Genomic DNA, 17,955 nt, shown 5'->3' on the forward strand with positions numbered 1-17,955 from the left:
ACATATTACAAAAAAAGCCCAAACTATTAAGTTTTGGACAGTTAAGTAAATTAATTTTCGATTTTATGTTTCTTAGATTTTAATCTAAGTTGTTCTTTAAGATCATTAATATCATCAGCATGACTAGCTTTCCATTGCTTATATGATGAATTAGTATCAGTATCACCAGGCTTTAATCCCGTATCTAACCAAAATAAAGCTTCAGTTAAACTGGAAAAATTGTGCATCCATAAAGTTTGACCATTTTCAGAATCAAAGGCAACGTAAGATCTGGCATGATGCTGTAAAAAAGTGTGTTTACGGATCTTAAAGGCTTTACGTTTTCTAGTTAAACGAAAGTCCGGTAAAATAAATTTACCCTTATTTTTTAAACGAGGAAATCGCTCGAATTGTTGGTTTTTACGATCCCTCAGCAGTTCACGGGCGTCATCGACTGTAATTAATGCTGCATAAGTTTGTGACATAATATTAGCCCCCTTTATATACTATTTTACATAAATAAAAAAATTTTAAAAGTAATTATTACTATAATAAATAATTATTAATAATTAAGTACGAAAGGATTTATTGGATGAAAAAATATTACGCAATCAAAAAAGGACGCCAGACGGGAATTTTTACCAGTTGGGATGAAACTAAATCATTGGTTTCGGGATTTAACGGGGCCATTTATAAAAGCTTTAAGACCAAAGAGGAAGCTTTAAATTTTTTAAATGATAAGACGCCGACTAAATCAGCGACTAGTCATTTAGAAACTGCTACTTCAGCTGATATTATTTTATTTACTGATGGGGGCTCAAGAAATCATGGTAACGTTTTGGGAGGGCACGTTAAAAATGATGATCCGGCTGCCTGGGCCTATCTAGTAATTTCTAAAGAATTAAATATTAAGAAGGCTAAATCCGGCGGTGAATTTGGCGCCACGAATAATCGCATGGAAATTATGGCTTTGCTAGAAGGGTTAAGTTATTTATATCGCCAAAATCTAAATCAAAAATCAATTAAAGTCATAACTGATTCCAAATATGTATTAAATTCCATTACTAAAGGCTGGTTAAATAATTGGCAACGAGGTGGTTGGAAAAAGGATATTAAAAATTTAGAATTATGGCAAGACATGGCTCAAGTGCTAACCTATTTTCCTAATTTAAATTTTGAATGGACTAAGGGTCATAACATTAATCAGGGAAATATTTTTGTGGATGAATTATTAAATCGCGAAATGGATCAAATGCATTAAAAGACCAAATAAAAAACCAAATAAAAAACCAAATAAAAAACCTTCCATAATAATGAAAGGTTTTATTTTTGATCTTTTTTAGAGTAACGTTTATCAACAGATTTATTCCAAAAACCACCGGATAATTGAATTGGCTCGGTAACTAAAACAAAGGCATCGGGAGCCATTTCTTGAATGTTTTGCATTAATCGGCGTTGGGCTTTACGAGGCACTAAGATACTTAATACTAAACGAGTACCATCACGGCCTTCGGCACTAGTAACGGTAATTCCGTAACCTAATGCTCGAATGCGATCAGGTAAGTCGTGGTAAGCATCGTTATCGGAAATGGTAACTTGGAAATTAACATATCCTAAGGCGATACGTTCTTCAATTAAGATACCGATATAAATTCCGACCCCGAAACCAAGCGCATATGCAACGATATTAATCGGACTATTAATATTCTTTAAAGCAATGGCTAAAGCCATAACATAAACTGCTTCTTCAAGGACTGAAACCACTGGCGCCAAGACTCGATGACCTTTAACAACCAGCACAGTTCTAAATGTATTGATTGAAATGTACAAAGCATTTAGAAAGAAAATTGTTATTGCAAGTTGCATTTAACTACACCTCCAATTAAGATTTCATTTTTAGTTTAACACGATAAAAATAAAGTGGTTGGGATATGCTTACTATGTCCAAAATTGACAAATGGTTGATTTAACGATATTCTATTAAACGTAAAAACCGAAAATGAGGTTAGTCTATTAACATGAGTATAAAACTAGTTCCATATTTAACATTTGAAAATACTAAAGAAGCTTTGCAATACTATCAAGATGTATTCGGAGCAACTGATGTTTATCGAATTTCACCAACAGCAAAGCAAGCTGAAGATTTATCATTAAATGCTGATGTAAACTTAGAGGATCTAACTTTTCAAGCTGGATTTAAGTTGTTAGGGTTAGATGTCCAATGTGCTGATAGTTTTTATGGTCAGACCGTCATCTCATCGACTGTATCACTAATGTTACAGGTTAACTTAAAGGATGCCGATGAAACTCAAGCTCTTAAAGATTTATATAATCGCTTAGTTAAATCAGATGAAGTTAAAGTATTGATTACCTTGGATAAAAAAACAACGGGAAATATTTATGGACAAATTGTTGATAAATATGGAATAACTTGGATTTTTAATGCAGTTAAAGAATAAAAAAGTAGCTAGTCGTTTGACTAGCTACTTTTTTTATAGCGAATTAGTTTCGACTAAATTAGTCGGAATAATATTTCTTAACGAATTAATCGGTAGATCATTTAACTGTTGGATTAAAATTTCTGCCCCAATTTGGCCAATGGAGGTAGGATCTTGGTGAATGGTAGTAATTCCGTTGTTAACAAATTGGGTCCATTTACAGCCGTCATAATAGGCAATGCCTAGATCATCCGGAAATGGTAAATTTAATTTGGCGATATAGTTTAATAAAACTTCTAAAGCCATAACATTTGTAGCAAAGATGGCCGTTTTTTTAGTAGATAACTTAATTTCAGTTAATAATTTGATTAAATTATCACCACTAATGATGAAGGCTTCACAGGTTCGATTGAATTTATTGAGTTGTTGTTTAATGGATTGATAACGCGTTGAACTGTTGGATAGTGGATTGAAATGCTGAGAAATCGTAATAACTCGTTCATAATTCTTTTTAATTATTAAATTGGCTAATTGGCGTACAGATTGGTAATTATCTGAAATTACGGCGGGCCAACGACTGGGGACCGTATCACGATCAACTAACACTAGAGGTATTTTAGCTTCATGAATAAATTCGTAGTTAGCACTATGATAATCAATCGGTTGCAAGATGATCCCATCGACTCTTTTATCGATCAATGCTTTTAGTTGTTGTTGTTCAAGTTGCTGAGAATTATTAGCATCTAGGATCTGCATTTGATAGTTATTTTTACGAAGGATTGGGCCAACTCCCTTAATTAACTGGCCTATGTAAGCATTAGTAATATCAGCTACTTGGATCCCGATTTCATGAGTTTGATGGGCTTTTAATGATTGAGCATGTTTGTTGGGACGATAACCAAGTTCTTTAATGACTTGCTCAATACGCTCCTTAGTTTTAGCGGACATGTGAGCATAGTTGTGATTTAAATATCGAGATAGGGTAGTTTTGGAAACGCCAGCGGCATTCGCAACATCCGAAATAGTTGGTTGTTTCAAAGTGAGCTCCTTAAGTTACAAGTTTAATTGAATAATTTTCTGAGACAATGATGATATCATATAGTTAATTCTATAAGTCTAGGAAGTGATTAAATGGTTCAATTTAATGAAATAAGAGGTTTCTTGTTTGATCTAAATGGAATATTAACAGACTCTTGGATCTATCATAGCCAAGCCTGGAAACAAATCGCTGATAAATTAAATATTAAATGGACTCCTCAATTGGAAGAAGAAATAAAGGGGCGCAGTCGCTTAGATACCTTAGACATAATTTTATCATCGATGGGATACAAAGATAAATATACTAAGGCTGAAAAAATTCAATTGGCTCAAGAAAAAAACAACGTTTATCAAACTTTAATTGATAAAATGAGCCCGGCTGACCGCTTACCCGGAATTATGCAATTTTTAGAGCAACTTACTAGCCAAGGATATCGTATGGCGATTGCCTCGGCTTCCGAAAATGCTCCCAAAGAAATTGAAAAACTACAATTAACTAACTATTTTCCTAACATTGTGGATATCACCAAGATTGAACATAATAAGCCGGCTCCCGATGTTTATTTAAAGGCGGCTGAAATGCTTGGCTTAACTGCTAATCAATGTGTTGGTATTGATGATGGCGAAGTGGGTATCGAATCGATTAATCAAGCGGGGGCGATTTCTATTGGAATTGGTGATCTCCAAGTCTTAAAGGCCGCTGATATTAACTTTGCTAGTACTAAAGATTTAACTTTAGCTAATATCCAACATAACTGGAATGATCATCATGCCTAAAGAAATTGAATACTTTGCTCAGGGATCGACGGATGCCATTGCCCAACAATTATTAGGTAGTCGCCTATTGTATCATTCACCGCAAGGATTAATGGGTGGCTTAATTGTTGAAACAGAAGCGTATTTAGGTCCGCTAGATTCTACGGCTCACTCGTATCAAAATAAACACACAAAAGCTAACGAACCCATTTATTCACCACCAGGAGTCGTTTATATCTATACTATTTATGGTCAATTTTTGTTAAACGTAACTACTCAAAAAATGGGAATCCCTCAAGCTGTGTTAATTCGCGCTATTGAGCCGACGGTTGGTAAAGATTTAATGTTAGCTAATCGACCAAAAAAATCAGGATTTGAAATGACTAATGGACCTGGAAAATTGATGAAAGCTTTAGGAATTCAAGATCGAAGAATGAATTTTGAATTATTTGGAGAAAGTGCCTTAGATATTGATTTGTTTAAGCCAAAAATTCCCAAAAAAATTGGCCTTTCTGCCCGAATCGGTGTTAGTAACATCGACTCATGGGCAGAAAAGCCATTAAGATTTTTTGTTAGTGGTAATCCGTATGTTTCCGGAATTTCTAAACGCGATATGGATTTAGAAAACTTTGGTTGGCGCTAACTATTACGATGAGCAATTTTAGCTGCTACCGCACTAGCTAAGGCACCTACAATATCATCGATAAAGGTATTTGACTGGTTATCGCCTTTTTTACTTTCATCTAATTTTTTAATAATTCCAGTTTTTTCACGATCAATAAAACCATAATTGGTAACGCCGATTGTGCCATAGATGTTAGCAATATCTAAAGCGATTCCTTCATCTACACCAAAAACGCCCGCATCATTTTTAATGATACTTTCGAGAGGTTCACTAAGTTGATTTTCAGTAGCTAGACGGTCTAATTCGAGACCTACCATGGCATTATTTAAAACTTCTCGTTTGTGCAAAACACTAACGGTATCTTCACGAACTTCATCCATAGATAAGTTAGGTAAGAATTCCGATTGCATTTGAAATGAGATTTTAGCGATATCTTCAATGGTAATGCCTTTTTCTTTTAACCGCTGAACTACAAAGTCATAGGCTGCCGTATCTGGGTATTTAAATTCTTTATTTAACATAATTATCAAACTCCTTTAATAAAAAAGGTCCTTCAAGAAAAATCTTGAAGGACCTTTTTTATGATTAATTTGTCCCTATGAAAATCATAGCAGATAAATCAAAAATTATAGTAAAAATGGTTTGTCCATTTCATCACCTTGAGAAGTCAGGATCTTAGGACCGTCTTTAGTGATAGCAATGGTGTGTTCATATTGAGATGAAGCGGAGTTATCGGCTGAAACATAGTAAACCCAGTCATCTTTTTTATCGTAACGATCAACAATGCCCCAATCACCCATATTAACCATTGGTTCGATGGTAATGGTCATACCTTCTTTAAGACGGGGACCTTTACCACTAACTCCATAGCCGGGGATATTAGGATCTTCATGAATAGTAGGTTGGATACCATGACCGATTAATTCACGAACATCACCGAAATGGTTTTCGTCTTCGATGTATTTTTGCATAACGGCACCAATATCACCTACACGATTACCAACTTTAGCTTGTTCAATTCCCATGTACAAAGCTTTTTTAGTAACATCCATTAAGCGTTGTTTTTCAGGATCAATGTCACCAACGGCATAGGTCCAACATGAGTCACTTTGGAAACCATCGTATTCCACACACATATCAACTTTAACTAAATCGCCATTTTTTAATTTAAGGCCCTTACGGGGAATTCCATGAGCGACTTCTTCATTAATCGAGATACAAGTAGCGAATTTATAGCCGTCAAAACCAATTTCTGAAGCAATGGCTCCATGAGATTCGATGTAGTTTCTAGAAAATTCTTCGATTTCCCAAGTATCTAAACCGGGCTTAATTAGGTCTCTTAAACCGAGATGGACTCCAGCTAAGATATGACCAGATTCGGCCATTTTTTTAATTTCACGATCGGATTTAAGTGTAATCAATATAATTTCTTCCTTTATAAATAGTTATTAATTTAATTCATCAATGATTCCCTTGTTTAGGGCATTTAAAACTAATTGAATTTCTGAAGATTTAGAATCTACTAGATATTGCATAGTTTCGTTATCTAGTTTCTTGGCTTCTTGCATTTGACTTTCTAAAAAACTTAGTTGGTCATTTAAATATTCACTTAATTTCATTATAATCACCTCAGCCTTTGAGTATATTATAGCTCAAATAAAAGTAACTGAACACCTTGTTAGTAAACTTGAGATTACCAAATCTTAACTCGTTGGCTAGGTTCCAAGTACATACCGTCTCCTGGTTGAACGTCAAAGGTAGTGTAGAAATCATCTAGATTTTTAACTTGAACGTTGGCCCGTAATTCAGCCGGAGCATGTACATCTACGCTTAATAGAAGTTCTTGATATTGTTGAGTAGACTTGTTGCGCCAAATTTTAGCCCAGTTAGTAAAGAATTCGTATAAGTCATAATCTTCTTCACCTTTGGCAGCTTCTAAAGCACAGACTAAACCGCCAGCATCCGCAATGTTTTCTGAAACGGTTAATTTACCGTTAACTTTACCACCAGCAAATGGTAAGCCATCAAATTCTTTAATCATTTGTTTAGATAATTCAGTAAAGTGTTGGTGATCTTCTTTAGTCCACCAGTTATTTAAATTACCTAGTTCATCAAATAACGAACCATTATTATCAAAAGCGTGGGAAATTTCATGCGCGATTACGGCACCAATACCACCATAATTTTGACTAGGAGTTTGGTCTAAACTATAAAAGGGTGCTTGTAAAATTGCGGCGGGAAAGACAATAATGTTTTTAAAAGGATGGTAATAAGCATTTACCGTGCTAGCACTCATTTCCCATTTTTTACGATCGACAGGTTTATCGAGTTGATCGAAACTATCTTCGCGAGAAATTTTAGTGAAGTTAATGATATTGTCTAGAAGATTTCCACCATCTGAAGCCGGTTTGACCTTAAACTTGTATTCTAGTTTATCGATTTTATCCGGATAACCCACTTGAAGTTCTAGCGAGTCTAATTTTAAGATGGCTTTTTCTTTAGTGGCTTTACCTAGCCATTCATTAGTAATTAAACGACTCTTATAGACGTTAATCATACTTACTACCATTTGTTCAACGTCGGCTTTAGCTTTTTCACCAAAGTATTTTTGAGCGTAGTAGTCCCCGACAGTCTGATTGAATACCCCGGTTGCTAAATAAAATGCTGATTTTTTCTGAGGAGTTGCTGTCTTTTTACCTGATAGGGCTTGGCTATAGATATTGTTAGCTTGTCTAAAGTCTTCTGATAAATAATTAGCATAGCGATTAACCACTTTAACTAGCATCCAACTTTTCATTAAATCAAAAGTATCGGGATTCATAATTTGATTTAATGCTTGGTAGTATTTAGGTTCTGAAACGATAATTTGTTCCGGAACATTTTTGAAAAGTTGTTGAGCTAATTCATTTAAATCGATATGGTCACTAAATTTAATGAAATCGGCAAAGGGCATGGGATTATAAATCTTACTGTAATCGGCAGCTTCTTCGGCTGATTTAACGTGTGGAGCAATTAAAGCATCAAATTTTTTAGCGTCTGCGATGATTTGATTAGCTTCATCTTCACCGTAGTCGGCTAACTTAAGTAACTCAACTGCCATCTTAGTAAAAATTGGCATTAATTGTTGGTAAGCCGGATTATCATTTTCATAGTAGGTACGATCAGGTAAAAATAGTCCGGGAACTTCGGCATATAAAGTATTTACTTGGGTATTTTTCATATCTTGATCGACCGAATAACTAAATGGTAGTGGTAACCCCGTTAAAGTCCAATCGGCTAGTTGATCATTAAGTTCTTTAAAGGATTTTAATTCAGTAATGCGTTTAAGATAGGGTAATAATGGTGCGTTGCCATCTTGGTCTCGTTTTTTAAAATTATTAGCTAAGTCATAAAGTTTAAAAAATTCAAACAAAGTTGGTTGATTAAGTGAAATATCGTCATCCATCATGTCGTCAAAATCATGCATGAGTTGTTTATCGATATTGTCATTGAGATCCATAAAACTACCGGTGGATGCATGATCGTCTGGAATCTTAGCGTCTTTAATCCAATCTGCATTAACGGCGTGATATAAATCATTTTTTAAAAGTTGTTTACCAATTGTTTCAGCCATGTGTAGTGCCTCCATTAGAATGTAATTATTGAATAGTATATTCTAGTTCTTAAATTTTTAAAAGTAAGATAAATAATAAAAAACGCTAAGTAATTAGCGTTTTTTATTATTTAGTAATTAAGATGTAGATATTTTTAGCTGAAAAGGCGGTATCAAATTTAACCCCATGATTGGTAATGGTGGTTGATTTGGTAGAAGAAGGATTCTTTTTAATTTCTTTAACTTCTTTACCAAAGGCCTTTAAGACTTCTTGGGCGTTAGCGCCGGTACTATTTGCTAATAAACTAAGAGCAGTACCAAAAGCTTTTTGACCAGCTGTAGAACTTAGATCCTTGGTCTTAAGGCTAAGGACTAAGCTAAGGGTTTGACCTTGATCAAGATTACCTTGAATAGTGTAATTTTTAGCGGTAACTAAATCTTGAATACCATCTTTGGGATGGTCTGGTAAGAATTGGTCATTTAATTTAGTTTTAGCTTGCTTAGAAGCTTGGCCAAATTGTTCTTTAAACTTAGTTGATTTTTGCATAAGCTCAGCAGCTTTGGTTTGAGCTTGTTGCGGATCTTTCTTAGCTAAAGCTTTTAACTGAGCTTGTTGTTTTTGTAACTCAACTGCTTGTTTAGTAAGATCTTTGGGTAAGCTCGCATTAACTAAATTAGTATTGTAGCTCTTTTTAATTTGTTCATATTTACCTAAAGAGGTTTGTTTCTTTACCGTAACGGTTTTATTGAGGGAACCATGACTGATTTTTACAGTTTGATTCTTTAAAGTTGCAGGAACTTGGAATAAAAAGGTATTTTGATTAACTTTAACTGAATGTTTAGTTCCGTTATTGATTTGATAATCAATTTTATCTAGATTTTTGGCAGTTCCTTTAATGGTTGCTGAAACTTTATCAGCAGAATAAACTTGTTTTTGAGTTGTGATTGATTGTTTACCACATCCACTTAATAGTAGGGCTAATAAAGCAGTGGGTATTGCAAAATGTTTTAGTTTCATGATCCATCTCCATTTTTTTATCTAAAAAACATAATAGCATAAAATAGGGTAAAATAATGCGATAAAATTATACAAATGCTATTATATGAATGTAATTAAATTATTGAGGGGGAATTAATAATGTATGAAAATATCTTAGTACCAGTCGATGGTAGTGAAAATTCAACTAGTGCGGTAAAAGAAGCAATTCAATTGGCTAAGGTGTTTGATGCTAAGTTACAAGTAGTGTCAATTGCCACTGATCAACGCTATGTCCAATATGGAGTTACCTTAGGTAATGATGTTATGGATTCTTTTGAACAGGCAGCTAATAAAATCTTGGATGATGCCAAAAAATTAATTGATGCCGCCGGTATTAAATCCGAAACGCACTTCATTATTGGAATTCCCAAGGTTCAAATTGCTGAAAAATTACCTGAAGAATTAAATACTCAATTAACAGTGATTGGTAAATCCGGTATGAACGCAATTTCTAGAGCAATTTTAGGTTCAACCACTGCTTATGTAGTTCGCCATTCTAATACCAATGTCTTCGTGGTTGAAGAATAAGATAGTAGTACTTAAAATAAATATGAATAATTAATCTGAAAATAAGCTTTAGCCTGCGCTAAAGCTTATTTTGATAAAGGAGTCATAATGAAATCATTTTTATCAAGTCATTGGGTCAAACTACTATTAATAGTAGTGGGTGCTATCGCGGTAGTGCTAGTTACCAAGTATGATGATCAACTTTATCGCCAACCAATTTTTGAAATTCAACAGGTTCAGACAAAGTCCACCACCAAAATTACCGACGATTTTAATAATCCAGACACGCAGACCAAGCAAGTATTAACTGGAATAGTTACGAATGGTAAATATCGAGGCAAGCAATTACAAATAAATAATACATACTCCCATTCTCATGGTATGGATATTAAATATCGTGCTGGCCAGAAAGTATTTTTAAATTATCACGTTCATCCTAAATTTCATGCCACCATTAAAAATTTAAAACGCGATACGGTGGTAGTTTTTCTAGGATATTTAGTAATAGTTTTGTTACTGGTACTACTAAAAAGAAGTGGCTTACTTACACTAATAAGTATTGTCATTAACAGTATTTTATTTATCGGGGCCATTCAACTTAATCGGTTAACCAATGGTGGTCCAGTAATAGTAATTTTTAGTATTTTAGCAGTAGTTTTCTGTGTTATTACGTTAGGCTTGGTCCTAGGCTTTAATCGCCAAACGTGGATTACTTTGTGCGCCGCATTAGGCGGAACAATCTGCGCCTTACTTTTAAGTTGGTTAGTTTTTATAATTACTAAAGAAAAGGGCGTTTATTATGAATCCATGGAATTTGTTACACAGTTACCCAAACCCTTACTGGCGACGGAAATTCTTATTGGTGTCTTAGGAGCGGTAATGGATGAAGCGACAGATATAGTGGCTTCCTTATTTGCCTTAAAACAGGAAAATCCGCAAATCACTACGAAACAAATTTTTGATTCGGGAAGAAAAATTGGTAGTTCAATTATGGGCCCTCTAATTAACGTTTTATTTTTTGTGTTTATGGGAGAAACTCTGCCGATGACGTTATTATTTTTAAAAAATGGTAATTCCTGGGGATATTCTTTTTCGATGAATATGTCCTTGGGGATGATTTCTAGTTTAATAAGCGCAATTGGGATTGTAATGACCGTATTATTGGCTAGTCTATTTACAAGTCTATGGCTGAAAGGACAAACAAAATGGGAACCATAACAACTTTAGGAATTATTTTATTAATCTTAATGCTATTAGTAGATGGTAATAAAATAATTGGTTCGTATTTAAGTTTAATAATTAATTTCGGGATTTTATTTTTTAGCGTAGTTTTAATGGCTTTAGGATTTCCACCACTAGTAGTGACGATTGTAGCTAGTGTGGTAGTTCTAGCGATAACCATTTTTTGGAGTAATGCTAGTGATCGTTCCAGTAACGTAGCGTTTAAAGCCTCACTAATTGTCTTATTTTTATTAATTATTTTAATTATAATTGTTGAGAAATGGGCCTTAGTTGGTGGATTTGGAATCGAAGAAAGTGAAGAATTAGAGGGTTTGTCGATTCTGGTAGGGACTAATTTTACTAAAATTGCCATTTCTACTGTAATCTTAAGTGCACTGGGGGCGATTAGTGAAGCGGCGATTGCCATTTCATCGGGCCTAGATGAAATAATTGATTACGATGACAATTTACCCGCTCAAAGAATTTTAATTAATGGGCAAATAATTGGCCAACAAATTATTGGTACGGCAGTCAATACCTTATTTTTTGGATTTTTTGGCAGCTCATTAGCGTTATTTATTTGGTTTTCAGATTTACATTATTCATTGGGACAAATTATTAACGATAAATTGTTTGTAGCACAACTTATTTCGATTTTAATTGCCATAATCGGAGTTATTTTAATTATTCCCGTTACTACATATGTAATGTATATAAATTATAAAAAGACTAAATAAAAAGAACTTCTCAAGTGAGAAGTTCTTTTTATTTTTATTTAAGTGAGCCGCCGTAGATCCAGCCAACTAATTTACCATTGTAGTAACAGCGGTAGTATTTAGTACTCCAGCCTTCTTTGGTACCAACACTATCATAAGTTAAAGTTTTACCAATATAGTTTTTACTATTATTGATTTTACGAATTGATTTGTATTGACTACCAGTAACGTGGTTGTAGAAGTTTGAAGCAGGGCTATCGATTACAGTTTTCTTACCACTAGTGTGTTTGTAAGTAACATTTGGTCCTAAGGCTTTTGCATTAATCCAACCAATATTTTTACCATTGTAGTAACAACGATAGTATGTAGCATTATTAGTGGTTAAAATACCTTTTTTATTTACAGTAATTTGTTTACCCTTATAAGTACTTCCGTAGTTAGTCAATCTAGTTTTGTACTTGTTGTTGCCAGGAACGTGGTTGTAGAAGTTGTAGCTGTTTGATTTAACGATAAATTTGCGTGAATAATCTGAATATTTAACATTTTCAACAAAGGTTGAACCAGAGTTGGAATTGTTATCATTACCAGTATTAGTGTTATTGTCACTACCAGAGTTAGAGTTATTGTCGCTACCAGAATTTGAATTATTATCGTTATCGTTTGAGCTACTTCCTAAGAACCAACTTGCTGAATGGTTGCTTGAAATACTTGCATCAACGTTTTGGTTTAAAGAACTTAGGTAGTAACTATCAGTGTATTGCCATAAATCATGCACGGTGCTTGGTTCGTATGATTGGTAAGCAGCTAACCAGAAACCATCGTAATCACTAACGGCTTTGCTAGCGTATGAGTACATAAATGAAGCATATGAGTATAATAATACTTTACGGTTACCAGCATAACTCTTCATGGTATTGTACCAGTTAGTAGCTGCAGTATTAGTATTTCCTGAAGAAGTTTGATCTTCGTAATCATTTACATAGAACTTAGCGTTAGGTGCGCGGTTATATAAATCTTTAGCTTCAGTTTTAGCATCGCTAGGACTTGAATATTGACTAAATGAGTAAACCCCATAAGGAATATTGTATTTTTCAACTAAGGCTTTATTGTGAGCAAAAGTTTTATCGTAGTAGTTACTACCATATTGAACACGTAAAATTACAAAAGGTACTTGGTTCTTCATGGCTTTAACTTGGGCATCTGTAAATGATCCTTGCCATTCAGATAAATCCGGAATGGATTTAGTGTAGCTAGTGGTAGATTTTGCAAGAAGTGCTCGACTCATTGCGTTATTAATTTGAGGATATTTTGAACCCATGGTTCCTTTAGGTTTTTCTTTAATAGTTTGGTTAATTGCAGCAGCTGCTGAACTAGCAGTGTTAGAAGCTGCATTAGCTGGGTTAGAAAGGGCCATGGCAGTACCACTAACTAAGGCAGCGGTTAGTAAAAATTTATTTGCTTTTGAAAACATGATAACTCCTTTAAAATCATAACTTTAATTATTTCTTATGTAGATACACTCATTGTAAAGGCATAATGATACAGCCAGAACACAGAAATATTTCAAATTAGTTAATAAATGTTACTGTTCACACATAAACAGTAATATTTAAATGTAAATAATTGAAACTTTAAGATTGTCTAAAGCAGACGAATCCTCCTGTTTAGCAAAGAGTTGATCTATTTTTAGTTCATAATTTTGAATCTGATTTAAAGAAATTAAGTTAATGAAATGCTGCTCAATATTATATTTAGCTAGAGTTTGATTAATGATAGTTTGTAAGACCTGGCTTAATTGCTGAATTTGCGGATTAACAAAAATGATTAAACTTAGTCCTTTAATTAAGCTAATACCGACGGCATCGATTAACAGGTTTAGATTATTCATATTGTAAAACCCAATAATATGTTGTTGTGAAGTAGTTTCATGATCAATCAAGGTAAAGGAAGTGTTTAAATCATCTAGTGAAGAGGGAAGGTTACTAATTTCTCTTAGTTCAAACACTAATTGGTTAATATCTTCAATAGTTAAATTAGTTTCTGGTTGATTAAGATTGTTAGCAATATCGACTTGGATGGCTGCTAATAATTGGTTGGTAGCTGCTTTAATAGCCTCAGCGAGATCTAATGTTATTTGGCTGATTTGATTACTAGATAATTCTTTGACGAAATTAGCAGTATTTATGAGACTCTCGGCATTTAAATTCATTTGTATGACTCCTTATCTAAATATTTATAAACAAAAAAGCTAGGAAAGTTATCCTAGCTTAATTTTTAAAAGTTAAGGGCACGTGAATAAACCCAGTATCGTTTGGCATTTTTATTACTTGAGAAGCGAATACGATACCAATTGGTAGTTGATTTTTTGCCTTTCATGTCGACATAGACTTTTTTACCAACTTTGGGTTTAACTTTAGACCAACTGTATTGAACCATTGATTTGTGAGATTTTTTTACGTGGTTATATAAACGATAATTTTTATATTTCTTACTTAATTTGGCAGTTTGATTCTTTTTAACTGAGTAATATTTAACTTTGTCTAGCTTTTTATAAGTTAATTTTTTAATATTAGCTGCTAGGGTTGAAGAACTTTGATTTAAAAACCATTCGGCTGAGTGGTTTTTAGAAATGCTAGCATCTACGTGTTGTTTAAGCGCTTTGGAATAGTGATTATCTGTATATTGCCATAACACGTGGGTAGCTGTTTTAGGTTCGGATGATTGGTAAGCAGCTAACCAAAAACCATCGTAACTTTTAACGGCGGTTTTAGCATGACTGTGCATAAAGTAATAATTAGAATAAAGTAAAACTTTTTTCTTACCGGCATACTTGTTCATTTCGGTAAACCAGGCCTTAGTAGCAGTATTAGTACTACCGTGGCGAACCGTTTGGTCTTCATAATCATTAATATAGAAGCGGGCTTTAGGAGCTCGTTTATAAAGTGCTTTGGCTTCGGTTTTAGCATTAGCCGCACTGGTATATTGACTAAATGAATATACACCGTAAGGCACCTTATATTTTTCCATTAAAGCTTTATTATGATTGAAAGTGCGGTCTTTATAACTGTCCCCATATTGTACTCTTAAAATTACAAACGGAACTTCACGTTTTAATTTTTTAACTTCTGAATTAGTAAAGCTGCCTTGCCATTCTGAAAGATCGGGCACACTATTTTTATAACTTTTAATACTAGTTCGTGCTAAAAGGCTGGCTGAATAATTGTTAAATACTGGGTATTTAGATCCCATAGTACCAGCGGGTTTGGCCTCGATAGTGGCACTAACTGATGAAGCTGAATCACTAGCATTAACATTAGTTAGATTAAACCAGCTAAATCCAGAAGCTAACAATGCAGTTAAGATAACTTTATGTAATCTTGATAACATTTAAATTTTTTCCCCTTTTATGTGTTTAATTTATAACATATAAGAATAATATAGCGATATAGTTATCGATTTACAAGCAATTGGACTGAAAAAAATTATCAAAAAATTAAAATATTTACTAAAAATTAATCTCTGGATAGGTAAAATCACTAACCGAAATTTGCCATAAGTTATTTTGAATTTGGTTAAAACCAATCGATTCTAATAAATGGGCAAGATCAGAATTAGCCTTAATAGATAGATTTAATTTGGTTAAACTAAAATGATTTTTACTAAAGTCAATAACCCGATCCAGTACTTCTTCAATAAATTCGGGATGGTTAATTGTAAAACTAATAGTACCGATTGATTCAGGATTATTAACATCTAAGATGCTAATAATTCCAACTAAATTTTTATGGTGGTCACTAATTCCCCAAGTTAATTGGTTATCATTCATAATTTCACGCATGATTCCACTAACTAGGTTAACGGTAGCTAGGATATTTTCAGGGTGAAGATTTTCATATTGCGTAGTTTTAATATTATCGCTAGCTAGTAATTCATGAACGTCTTTAATTGATGAAGTGGTTAACCAATCTAGTCTAGTGTGATTGGTTAAAACGGGATGGTATTTTTCAAATCCGGGCATGGTAAGTCTCCTTTAAAATTATTAATAATTATTGTAATATACTTTCTACTATTATGGCATAATGTAAGTGTTACCAAAAATAGGAGGGGAAGAAACATGATTGAACAATATTTAATTGGTACCTATACTAAATCAACTAGTGAAGGAATTTATCAACTAGATTTAGATACCGAAAATGGCCAACTACAAAACTTACAGTTTGTGGCACCTGCTGGAAATCCGACCTATTTGGCAGAATCTAATGCTAAATACTTGTACGCTATTGATAAAGAAACTGATTCACAGACTGATCAGACTAAAGGTGGAATTTTAGTATTTAATTTAAACCATTCCCACTTTCCTTTAGACCATCAACAAAAATTATTAGATGCACCGACTTCACCAGCCTATTTAGCAATTGATGAAGCTCGTCAATTATTATTAGCTGCTAATTATCATGCTGGAACAGTTACTACATATAAAATAAATTCCGACGGTAATGTTAAGCTAGTAGATCAAATTACCGATACGGGAGAATTAGGACCACGTCCCGAACAACAAAATGGTCCCCATCCTCACTATATGGATTTAACTCCTGATAATCGTATTGTTACCGTAGATTTAGGATTAGATAAAGTTTATCTATACTCCGTATCTTCAAACGGAAACTTAACCTTAGATAGTGAACTTCAAATGCCAAGTGGTTATGGTCCTAGACATATTGTATTTGATAAACAACGTTCAACTGCTTATTTAGTGGGCGAGTTAAGTAGTCAATTAGCGGTTTTAGATTATCAGGATACATTATCGATTAAACAAATTATTTCTACGATTCCAGAAGATTTTACGGATCATAATGGAGCGGCAGCTATTCGAATGAGCAGTGATGGACGCTATGTTTATGTTTCAAATCGTGGCTATAATTCTATTGCCGTTTTTGCAGTAGATGATCAAAATCAAATTAAATTAATCCAACAGATTTCAACTGAAGGAGATTTTCCACGTGATTTTAATTTTAGTCATGATGAAAGCTATATTATCTGTGTAAATCAAAACTCAGACAACGCTACGCTATATAAACGTAATGTTCAAGATGGTAAATTAAAATTAATTCAAAAAGATTTCATTGTACCAGAAGGGGTTAGTGTATATCCTAAAAAATAAAAAGGTAAAACTCATTGGAGTTTTACCTTTTTATTTTACACGGGTTTGAATAGTTCCTAATCCCTTAATAGAACTAGTCAGTACATCTCCGGAATTTAGGTAACGGCCATGGTCGCTACTATCACTAGGAATACCCGTGAATAATAAATCACCGGGATATAGCTCAATAATGCTAGAAACATATTCAATAATGGTAGGAACATCAAAAATCATTTTATTGATTTCATTTTCTTGAACTACCTCACCATTAATTTCGGTAATAATCTTTTTACCAAATAGGTCACCGACACTATCAATTGTAGATAGGAACGGACCGATTGGAGTGAAATTTTTATAAGATTTAGAAATAGATACTTGAGCTTCTTGGTTATCGGCATTGGCTAGCTTTTGATCAAAAAAGTCGGTACCGATCATGTAGCCAGCCACGGTATCTTCAAAATCTTCTTTTTTAATATCTCTCCCACCTGCTCCTATGACAATAACTAGGTTAGATGTCCAATCTACGCGATCACTAGGTAATTTGATTTCATTATTGGGACCGGCTAATGAGCTAACGAATTTATTGAAAATATTAGGTAAAGCGGGTCTAAGTGAACGGGTAGAAGTTAGCGGATGTAAATTAATGGTTGGTAATTGTCGAGAATATTTAATGGGCAATTGGAATTTTTCGTAATCTAATTTAATAGATTGTGGATTATTAAAAATTTTATCATCGGTTTGGGTAATTAAAAAAGTTTCTTGAAAGTAATTCCAATTTTGCAAAATTTCATCAATTGATTGATAATCTTGAATTTTTAACCCCCAATATTGTTGGTTTTTAAGTGCAATTAACACTGGATAATTTTCGTACATTCCTAAACGCATATTTTCCCCCACCATAATT

Annotated in this window: 21 protein-coding genes; 8 read left to right on the top strand and 13 right to left on the bottom strand. The window is 33.7% G+C overall.

Annotated features, from left to right (window positions below):
• Positions 1-50: 50 nt before the first annotated feature.
• Positions 51-464, bottom strand: coding sequence for a hypothetical protein (locus LHL71_RS00540; protein WP_227361112.1), 414 nt, complete (start codon positions 462-464; stop codon positions 51-53).
• A gap of 107 nt (positions 465-571) precedes the next feature.
• On the opposite strand from LHL71_RS00540, the gene LHL71_RS00545 reads away from it, so the two are divergent.
• Entirely contained in the window at positions 572-1,240 is a 669-nt protein-coding gene (locus LHL71_RS00545; RefSeq protein WP_227361114.1) for a ribonuclease H family protein, read from the top strand.
• Between the two features lie 62 nt (positions 1,241-1,302).
• Here LHL71_RS00545 and LHL71_RS00550 read toward each other — a convergent pair whose 3' ends face one another.
• Positions 1,303-1,845: a DUF2179 domain-containing protein gene (locus LHL71_RS00550; protein ID WP_227361116.1), complete on the bottom strand. Its 543-nt coding sequence runs from the start codon at positions 1,843-1,845 to the stop codon at positions 1,303-1,305.
• Between the two features lie 152 nt (positions 1,846-1,997).
• Between LHL71_RS00550 and LHL71_RS00555 the strand changes: the two genes are divergently transcribed.
• On the top strand, positions 1,998-2,438 hold the full coding sequence (locus tag LHL71_RS00555; RefSeq protein WP_227361117.1) for a VOC family protein: 441 nt from the start codon (positions 1,998-2,000) through the stop codon (positions 2,436-2,438).
• Positions 2,439-2,471: 33 nt separating this feature from the next.
• Here LHL71_RS00555 and LHL71_RS00560 read toward each other — a convergent pair whose 3' ends face one another.
• On the bottom strand, positions 2,472-3,455 hold the full coding sequence (locus LHL71_RS00560; RefSeq protein WP_227361118.1) for a LacI family DNA-binding transcriptional regulator: 984 nt from the start codon (positions 3,453-3,455) through the stop codon (positions 2,472-2,474).
• A 93-nt stretch (positions 3,456-3,548) separates the two neighbouring features.
• Here LHL71_RS00560 and pgmB point away from each other — a divergent pair, with 93 nt between their 5' ends.
• Both pgmB and LHL71_RS00570 read left to right on the top strand, forming a co-directional pair.
• Entirely contained in the window at positions 3,549-4,232 is a 684-nt protein-coding gene (pgmB, locus tag LHL71_RS00565) for a beta-phosphoglucomutase (RefSeq protein WP_227361119.1), read from the top strand.
• Complete coding sequence (locus LHL71_RS00570; RefSeq protein ID WP_227361120.1) at positions 4,225-4,854, top strand: DNA-3-methyladenine glycosylase; 630 nt, start codon at positions 4,225-4,227, stop codon at positions 4,852-4,854. Before pgmB ends, LHL71_RS00570 begins: the two co-directional genes overlap by 8 nt.
• Here LHL71_RS00570 and LHL71_RS00575 read toward each other — a convergent pair.
• The 5 genes from LHL71_RS00575 to LHL71_RS00595 all read right to left on the bottom strand — a co-directional run bounded on the left by LHL71_RS00575 (position 4,851) and on the right by LHL71_RS00595 (position 9,446).
• Positions 4,851-5,357, bottom strand: coding sequence for a phosphatidylglycerophosphatase A family protein (locus LHL71_RS00575; RefSeq protein ID WP_227361121.1), 507 nt, complete (start codon positions 5,355-5,357; stop codon positions 4,851-4,853). The two genes, LHL71_RS00570 and LHL71_RS00575, sit on opposite strands and share 4 nt — an antisense overlap.
• Positions 5,358-5,462: 105 nt before the next feature.
• Positions 5,463-6,257, bottom strand: coding sequence for a type I methionyl aminopeptidase (map, locus tag LHL71_RS00580; RefSeq protein WP_227361122.1), 795 nt, complete (start codon positions 6,255-6,257; stop codon positions 5,463-5,465).
• Positions 6,258-6,284: 27 nt separating this feature from the next.
• Positions 6,285-6,455 (bottom strand): hypothetical protein, encoded by a 171-nt coding sequence (locus LHL71_RS00585; protein ID WP_227361123.1) that lies wholly within the window; start codon positions 6,453-6,455, stop codon positions 6,285-6,287.
• 74 nt (positions 6,456-6,529) lie between these two features.
• A complete protein-coding gene (locus tag LHL71_RS00590; protein ID WP_227361124.1) occupies positions 6,530-8,449 on the bottom strand; it encodes a M13 family metallopeptidase in 1,920 nt (639 codons plus the stop codon).
• A gap of 106 nt (positions 8,450-8,555) precedes the next feature.
• Complete coding sequence (locus LHL71_RS00595) at positions 8,556-9,446, bottom strand: hypothetical protein (protein WP_227361125.1); 891 nt, start codon at positions 9,444-9,446, stop codon at positions 8,556-8,558.
• 120 nt (positions 9,447-9,566) lie between these two features.
• Between LHL71_RS00595 and LHL71_RS00600 the strand changes: the two genes are divergently transcribed.
• From LHL71_RS00600 to LHL71_RS00610, 3 genes are all read left to right on the top strand, one after another.
• The gene (locus LHL71_RS00600; RefSeq protein ID WP_227361126.1) at positions 9,567-9,995 is read left to right on the top strand and encodes a universal stress protein; all 429 of its coding nucleotides are present in this window, start codon (positions 9,567-9,569) and stop codon (positions 9,993-9,995) included.
• A gap of 87 nt (positions 9,996-10,082) precedes the next feature.
• A complete protein-coding gene (locus LHL71_RS00605) occupies positions 10,083-11,192 on the top strand; it encodes a YibE/F family protein (RefSeq protein ID WP_227361127.1) in 1,110 nt (369 codons plus the stop codon).
• On the top strand, positions 11,180-11,932 hold the full coding sequence (locus LHL71_RS00610; protein ID WP_227361128.1) for a YibE/F family protein: 753 nt from the start codon (positions 11,180-11,182) through the stop codon (positions 11,930-11,932). Before LHL71_RS00605 ends, LHL71_RS00610 begins: the two co-directional genes overlap by 13 nt.
• 34 nt (positions 11,933-11,966) lie before the next feature.
• On the opposite strand, the gene LHL71_RS00615 is transcribed toward LHL71_RS00610, so the two are convergent.
• The 4 genes from LHL71_RS00615 to LHL71_RS00630 all read right to left on the bottom strand — a co-directional run bounded on the left by LHL71_RS00615 (position 11,967) and on the right by LHL71_RS00630 (position 15,929).
• Positions 11,967-13,382, bottom strand: a complete 1,416-nt coding sequence (locus LHL71_RS00615) for a GH25 family lysozyme (RefSeq protein ID WP_227361129.1) — start codon at positions 13,380-13,382, stop codon at positions 11,967-11,969.
• Between the two features lie 138 nt (positions 13,383-13,520).
• Positions 13,521-14,120: a hypothetical protein gene (locus tag LHL71_RS00620; protein WP_227361130.1), complete on the bottom strand. Its 600-nt coding sequence runs from the start codon at positions 14,118-14,120 to the stop codon at positions 13,521-13,523.
• A gap of 65 nt (positions 14,121-14,185) precedes the next feature.
• Entirely contained in the window at positions 14,186-15,298 is a 1,113-nt protein-coding gene (locus tag LHL71_RS00625) for a GH25 family lysozyme (RefSeq protein ID WP_227361131.1), read from the bottom strand.
• Between the two features lie 118 nt (positions 15,299-15,416).
• A complete protein-coding gene (locus tag LHL71_RS00630; protein ID WP_227361132.1) occupies positions 15,417-15,929 on the bottom strand; it encodes a GNAT family protein in 513 nt (170 codons plus the stop codon).
• A gap of 96 nt (positions 15,930-16,025) precedes the next feature.
• On the opposite strand from LHL71_RS00630, the gene LHL71_RS00635 reads away from it, so the two are divergent.
• Positions 16,026-17,072, top strand: coding sequence for a lactonase family protein (locus tag LHL71_RS00635; protein WP_227361133.1), 1,047 nt, complete (start codon positions 16,026-16,028; stop codon positions 17,070-17,072).
• A 30-nt stretch (positions 17,073-17,102) separates the two neighbouring features.
• Here LHL71_RS00635 and LHL71_RS00640 read toward each other — a convergent pair whose 3' ends face one another.
• On the bottom strand, positions 17,103-17,936 hold the full coding sequence (locus LHL71_RS00640) for a fumarylacetoacetate hydrolase family protein (protein WP_227361134.1): 834 nt from the start codon (positions 17,934-17,936) through the stop codon (positions 17,103-17,105).
• Positions 17,937-17,955: the final 19 nt, after the last annotated feature.

The sequence above is a fragment of the Lentilactobacillus laojiaonis genome, from assembly GCF_020616595.1.
In the GTDB taxonomy this organism is placed as follows: Bacteria; Bacillota; Bacilli; order Lactobacillales; family Lactobacillaceae; genus Lentilactobacillus; species Lentilactobacillus laojiaonis.

Bases quoted from the DNA above. Each gene is read 5' to 3' on its own strand.
- LHL71_RS00540 (WP_227361112.1), bottom strand. From the start codon at position 464: ATGTCACAAACTTATGCAGCATTAATTACAGTCGATGACGCCCGTGAA.
- LHL71_RS00545 (WP_227361114.1), top strand. From the start codon at position 572: ATGAAAAAATATTACGCAATCAAAAAAGGACGCCAGACGGGAATTTTT.
- LHL71_RS00550 (WP_227361116.1), bottom strand. From the start codon at position 1,845: ATGCAACTTGCAATAACAATTTTCTTTCTAAATGCTTTGTACATTTCA.
- LHL71_RS00555 (WP_227361117.1), top strand. From the start codon at position 1,998: ATGAGTATAAAACTAGTTCCATATTTAACATTTGAAAATACTAAAGAA.
- pgmB (WP_227361119.1), top strand. From the start codon at position 3,549: ATGGTTCAATTTAATGAAATAAGAGGTTTCTTGTTTGATCTAAATGGA.
- LHL71_RS00570 (WP_227361120.1), top strand. From the start codon at position 4,225: ATGCCTAAAGAAATTGAATACTTTGCTCAGGGATCGACGGATGCCATT.
- LHL71_RS00575 (WP_227361121.1), bottom strand. From the start codon at position 5,357: ATGTTAAATAAAGAATTTAAATACCCAGATACGGCAGCCTATGACTTT.
- LHL71_RS00585 (WP_227361123.1), bottom strand. From the start codon at position 6,455: ATGAAATTAAGTGAATATTTAAATGACCAACTAAGTTTTTTAGAAAGT.
- LHL71_RS00590 (WP_227361124.1), bottom strand. From the start codon at position 8,449: ATGGCTGAAACAATTGGTAAACAACTTTTAAAAAATGATTTATATCAC.
- LHL71_RS00595 (WP_227361125.1), bottom strand. From the start codon at position 9,446: ATGAAACTAAAACATTTTGCAATACCCACTGCTTTATTAGCCCTACTA.
- LHL71_RS00600 (WP_227361126.1), top strand. From the start codon at position 9,567: ATGTATGAAAATATCTTAGTACCAGTCGATGGTAGTGAAAATTCAACT.
- LHL71_RS00605 (WP_227361127.1), top strand. From the start codon at position 10,083: ATGAAATCATTTTTATCAAGTCATTGGGTCAAACTACTATTAATAGTA.
- LHL71_RS00610 (WP_227361128.1), top strand. From the start codon at position 11,180: ATGGGAACCATAACAACTTTAGGAATTATTTTATTAATCTTAATGCTA.
- LHL71_RS00615 (WP_227361129.1), bottom strand. From the start codon at position 13,382: ATGTTTTCAAAAGCAAATAAATTTTTACTAACCGCTGCCTTAGTTAGT.
- LHL71_RS00620 (WP_227361130.1), bottom strand. From the start codon at position 14,120: ATGAATTTAAATGCCGAGAGTCTCATAAATACTGCTAATTTCGTCAAA.
- LHL71_RS00625 (WP_227361131.1), bottom strand. From the start codon at position 15,298: ATGTTATCAAGATTACATAAAGTTATCTTAACTGCATTGTTAGCTTCT.
- LHL71_RS00630 (WP_227361132.1), bottom strand. From the start codon at position 15,929: ATGCCCGGATTTGAAAAATACCATCCCGTTTTAACCAATCACACTAGA.
- LHL71_RS00635 (WP_227361133.1), top strand. From the start codon at position 16,026: ATGATTGAACAATATTTAATTGGTACCTATACTAAATCAACTAGTGAA.
- LHL71_RS00640 (WP_227361134.1), bottom strand. From the start codon at position 17,936: ATGCGTTTAGGAATGTACGAAAATTATCCAGTGTTAATTGCACTTAAA.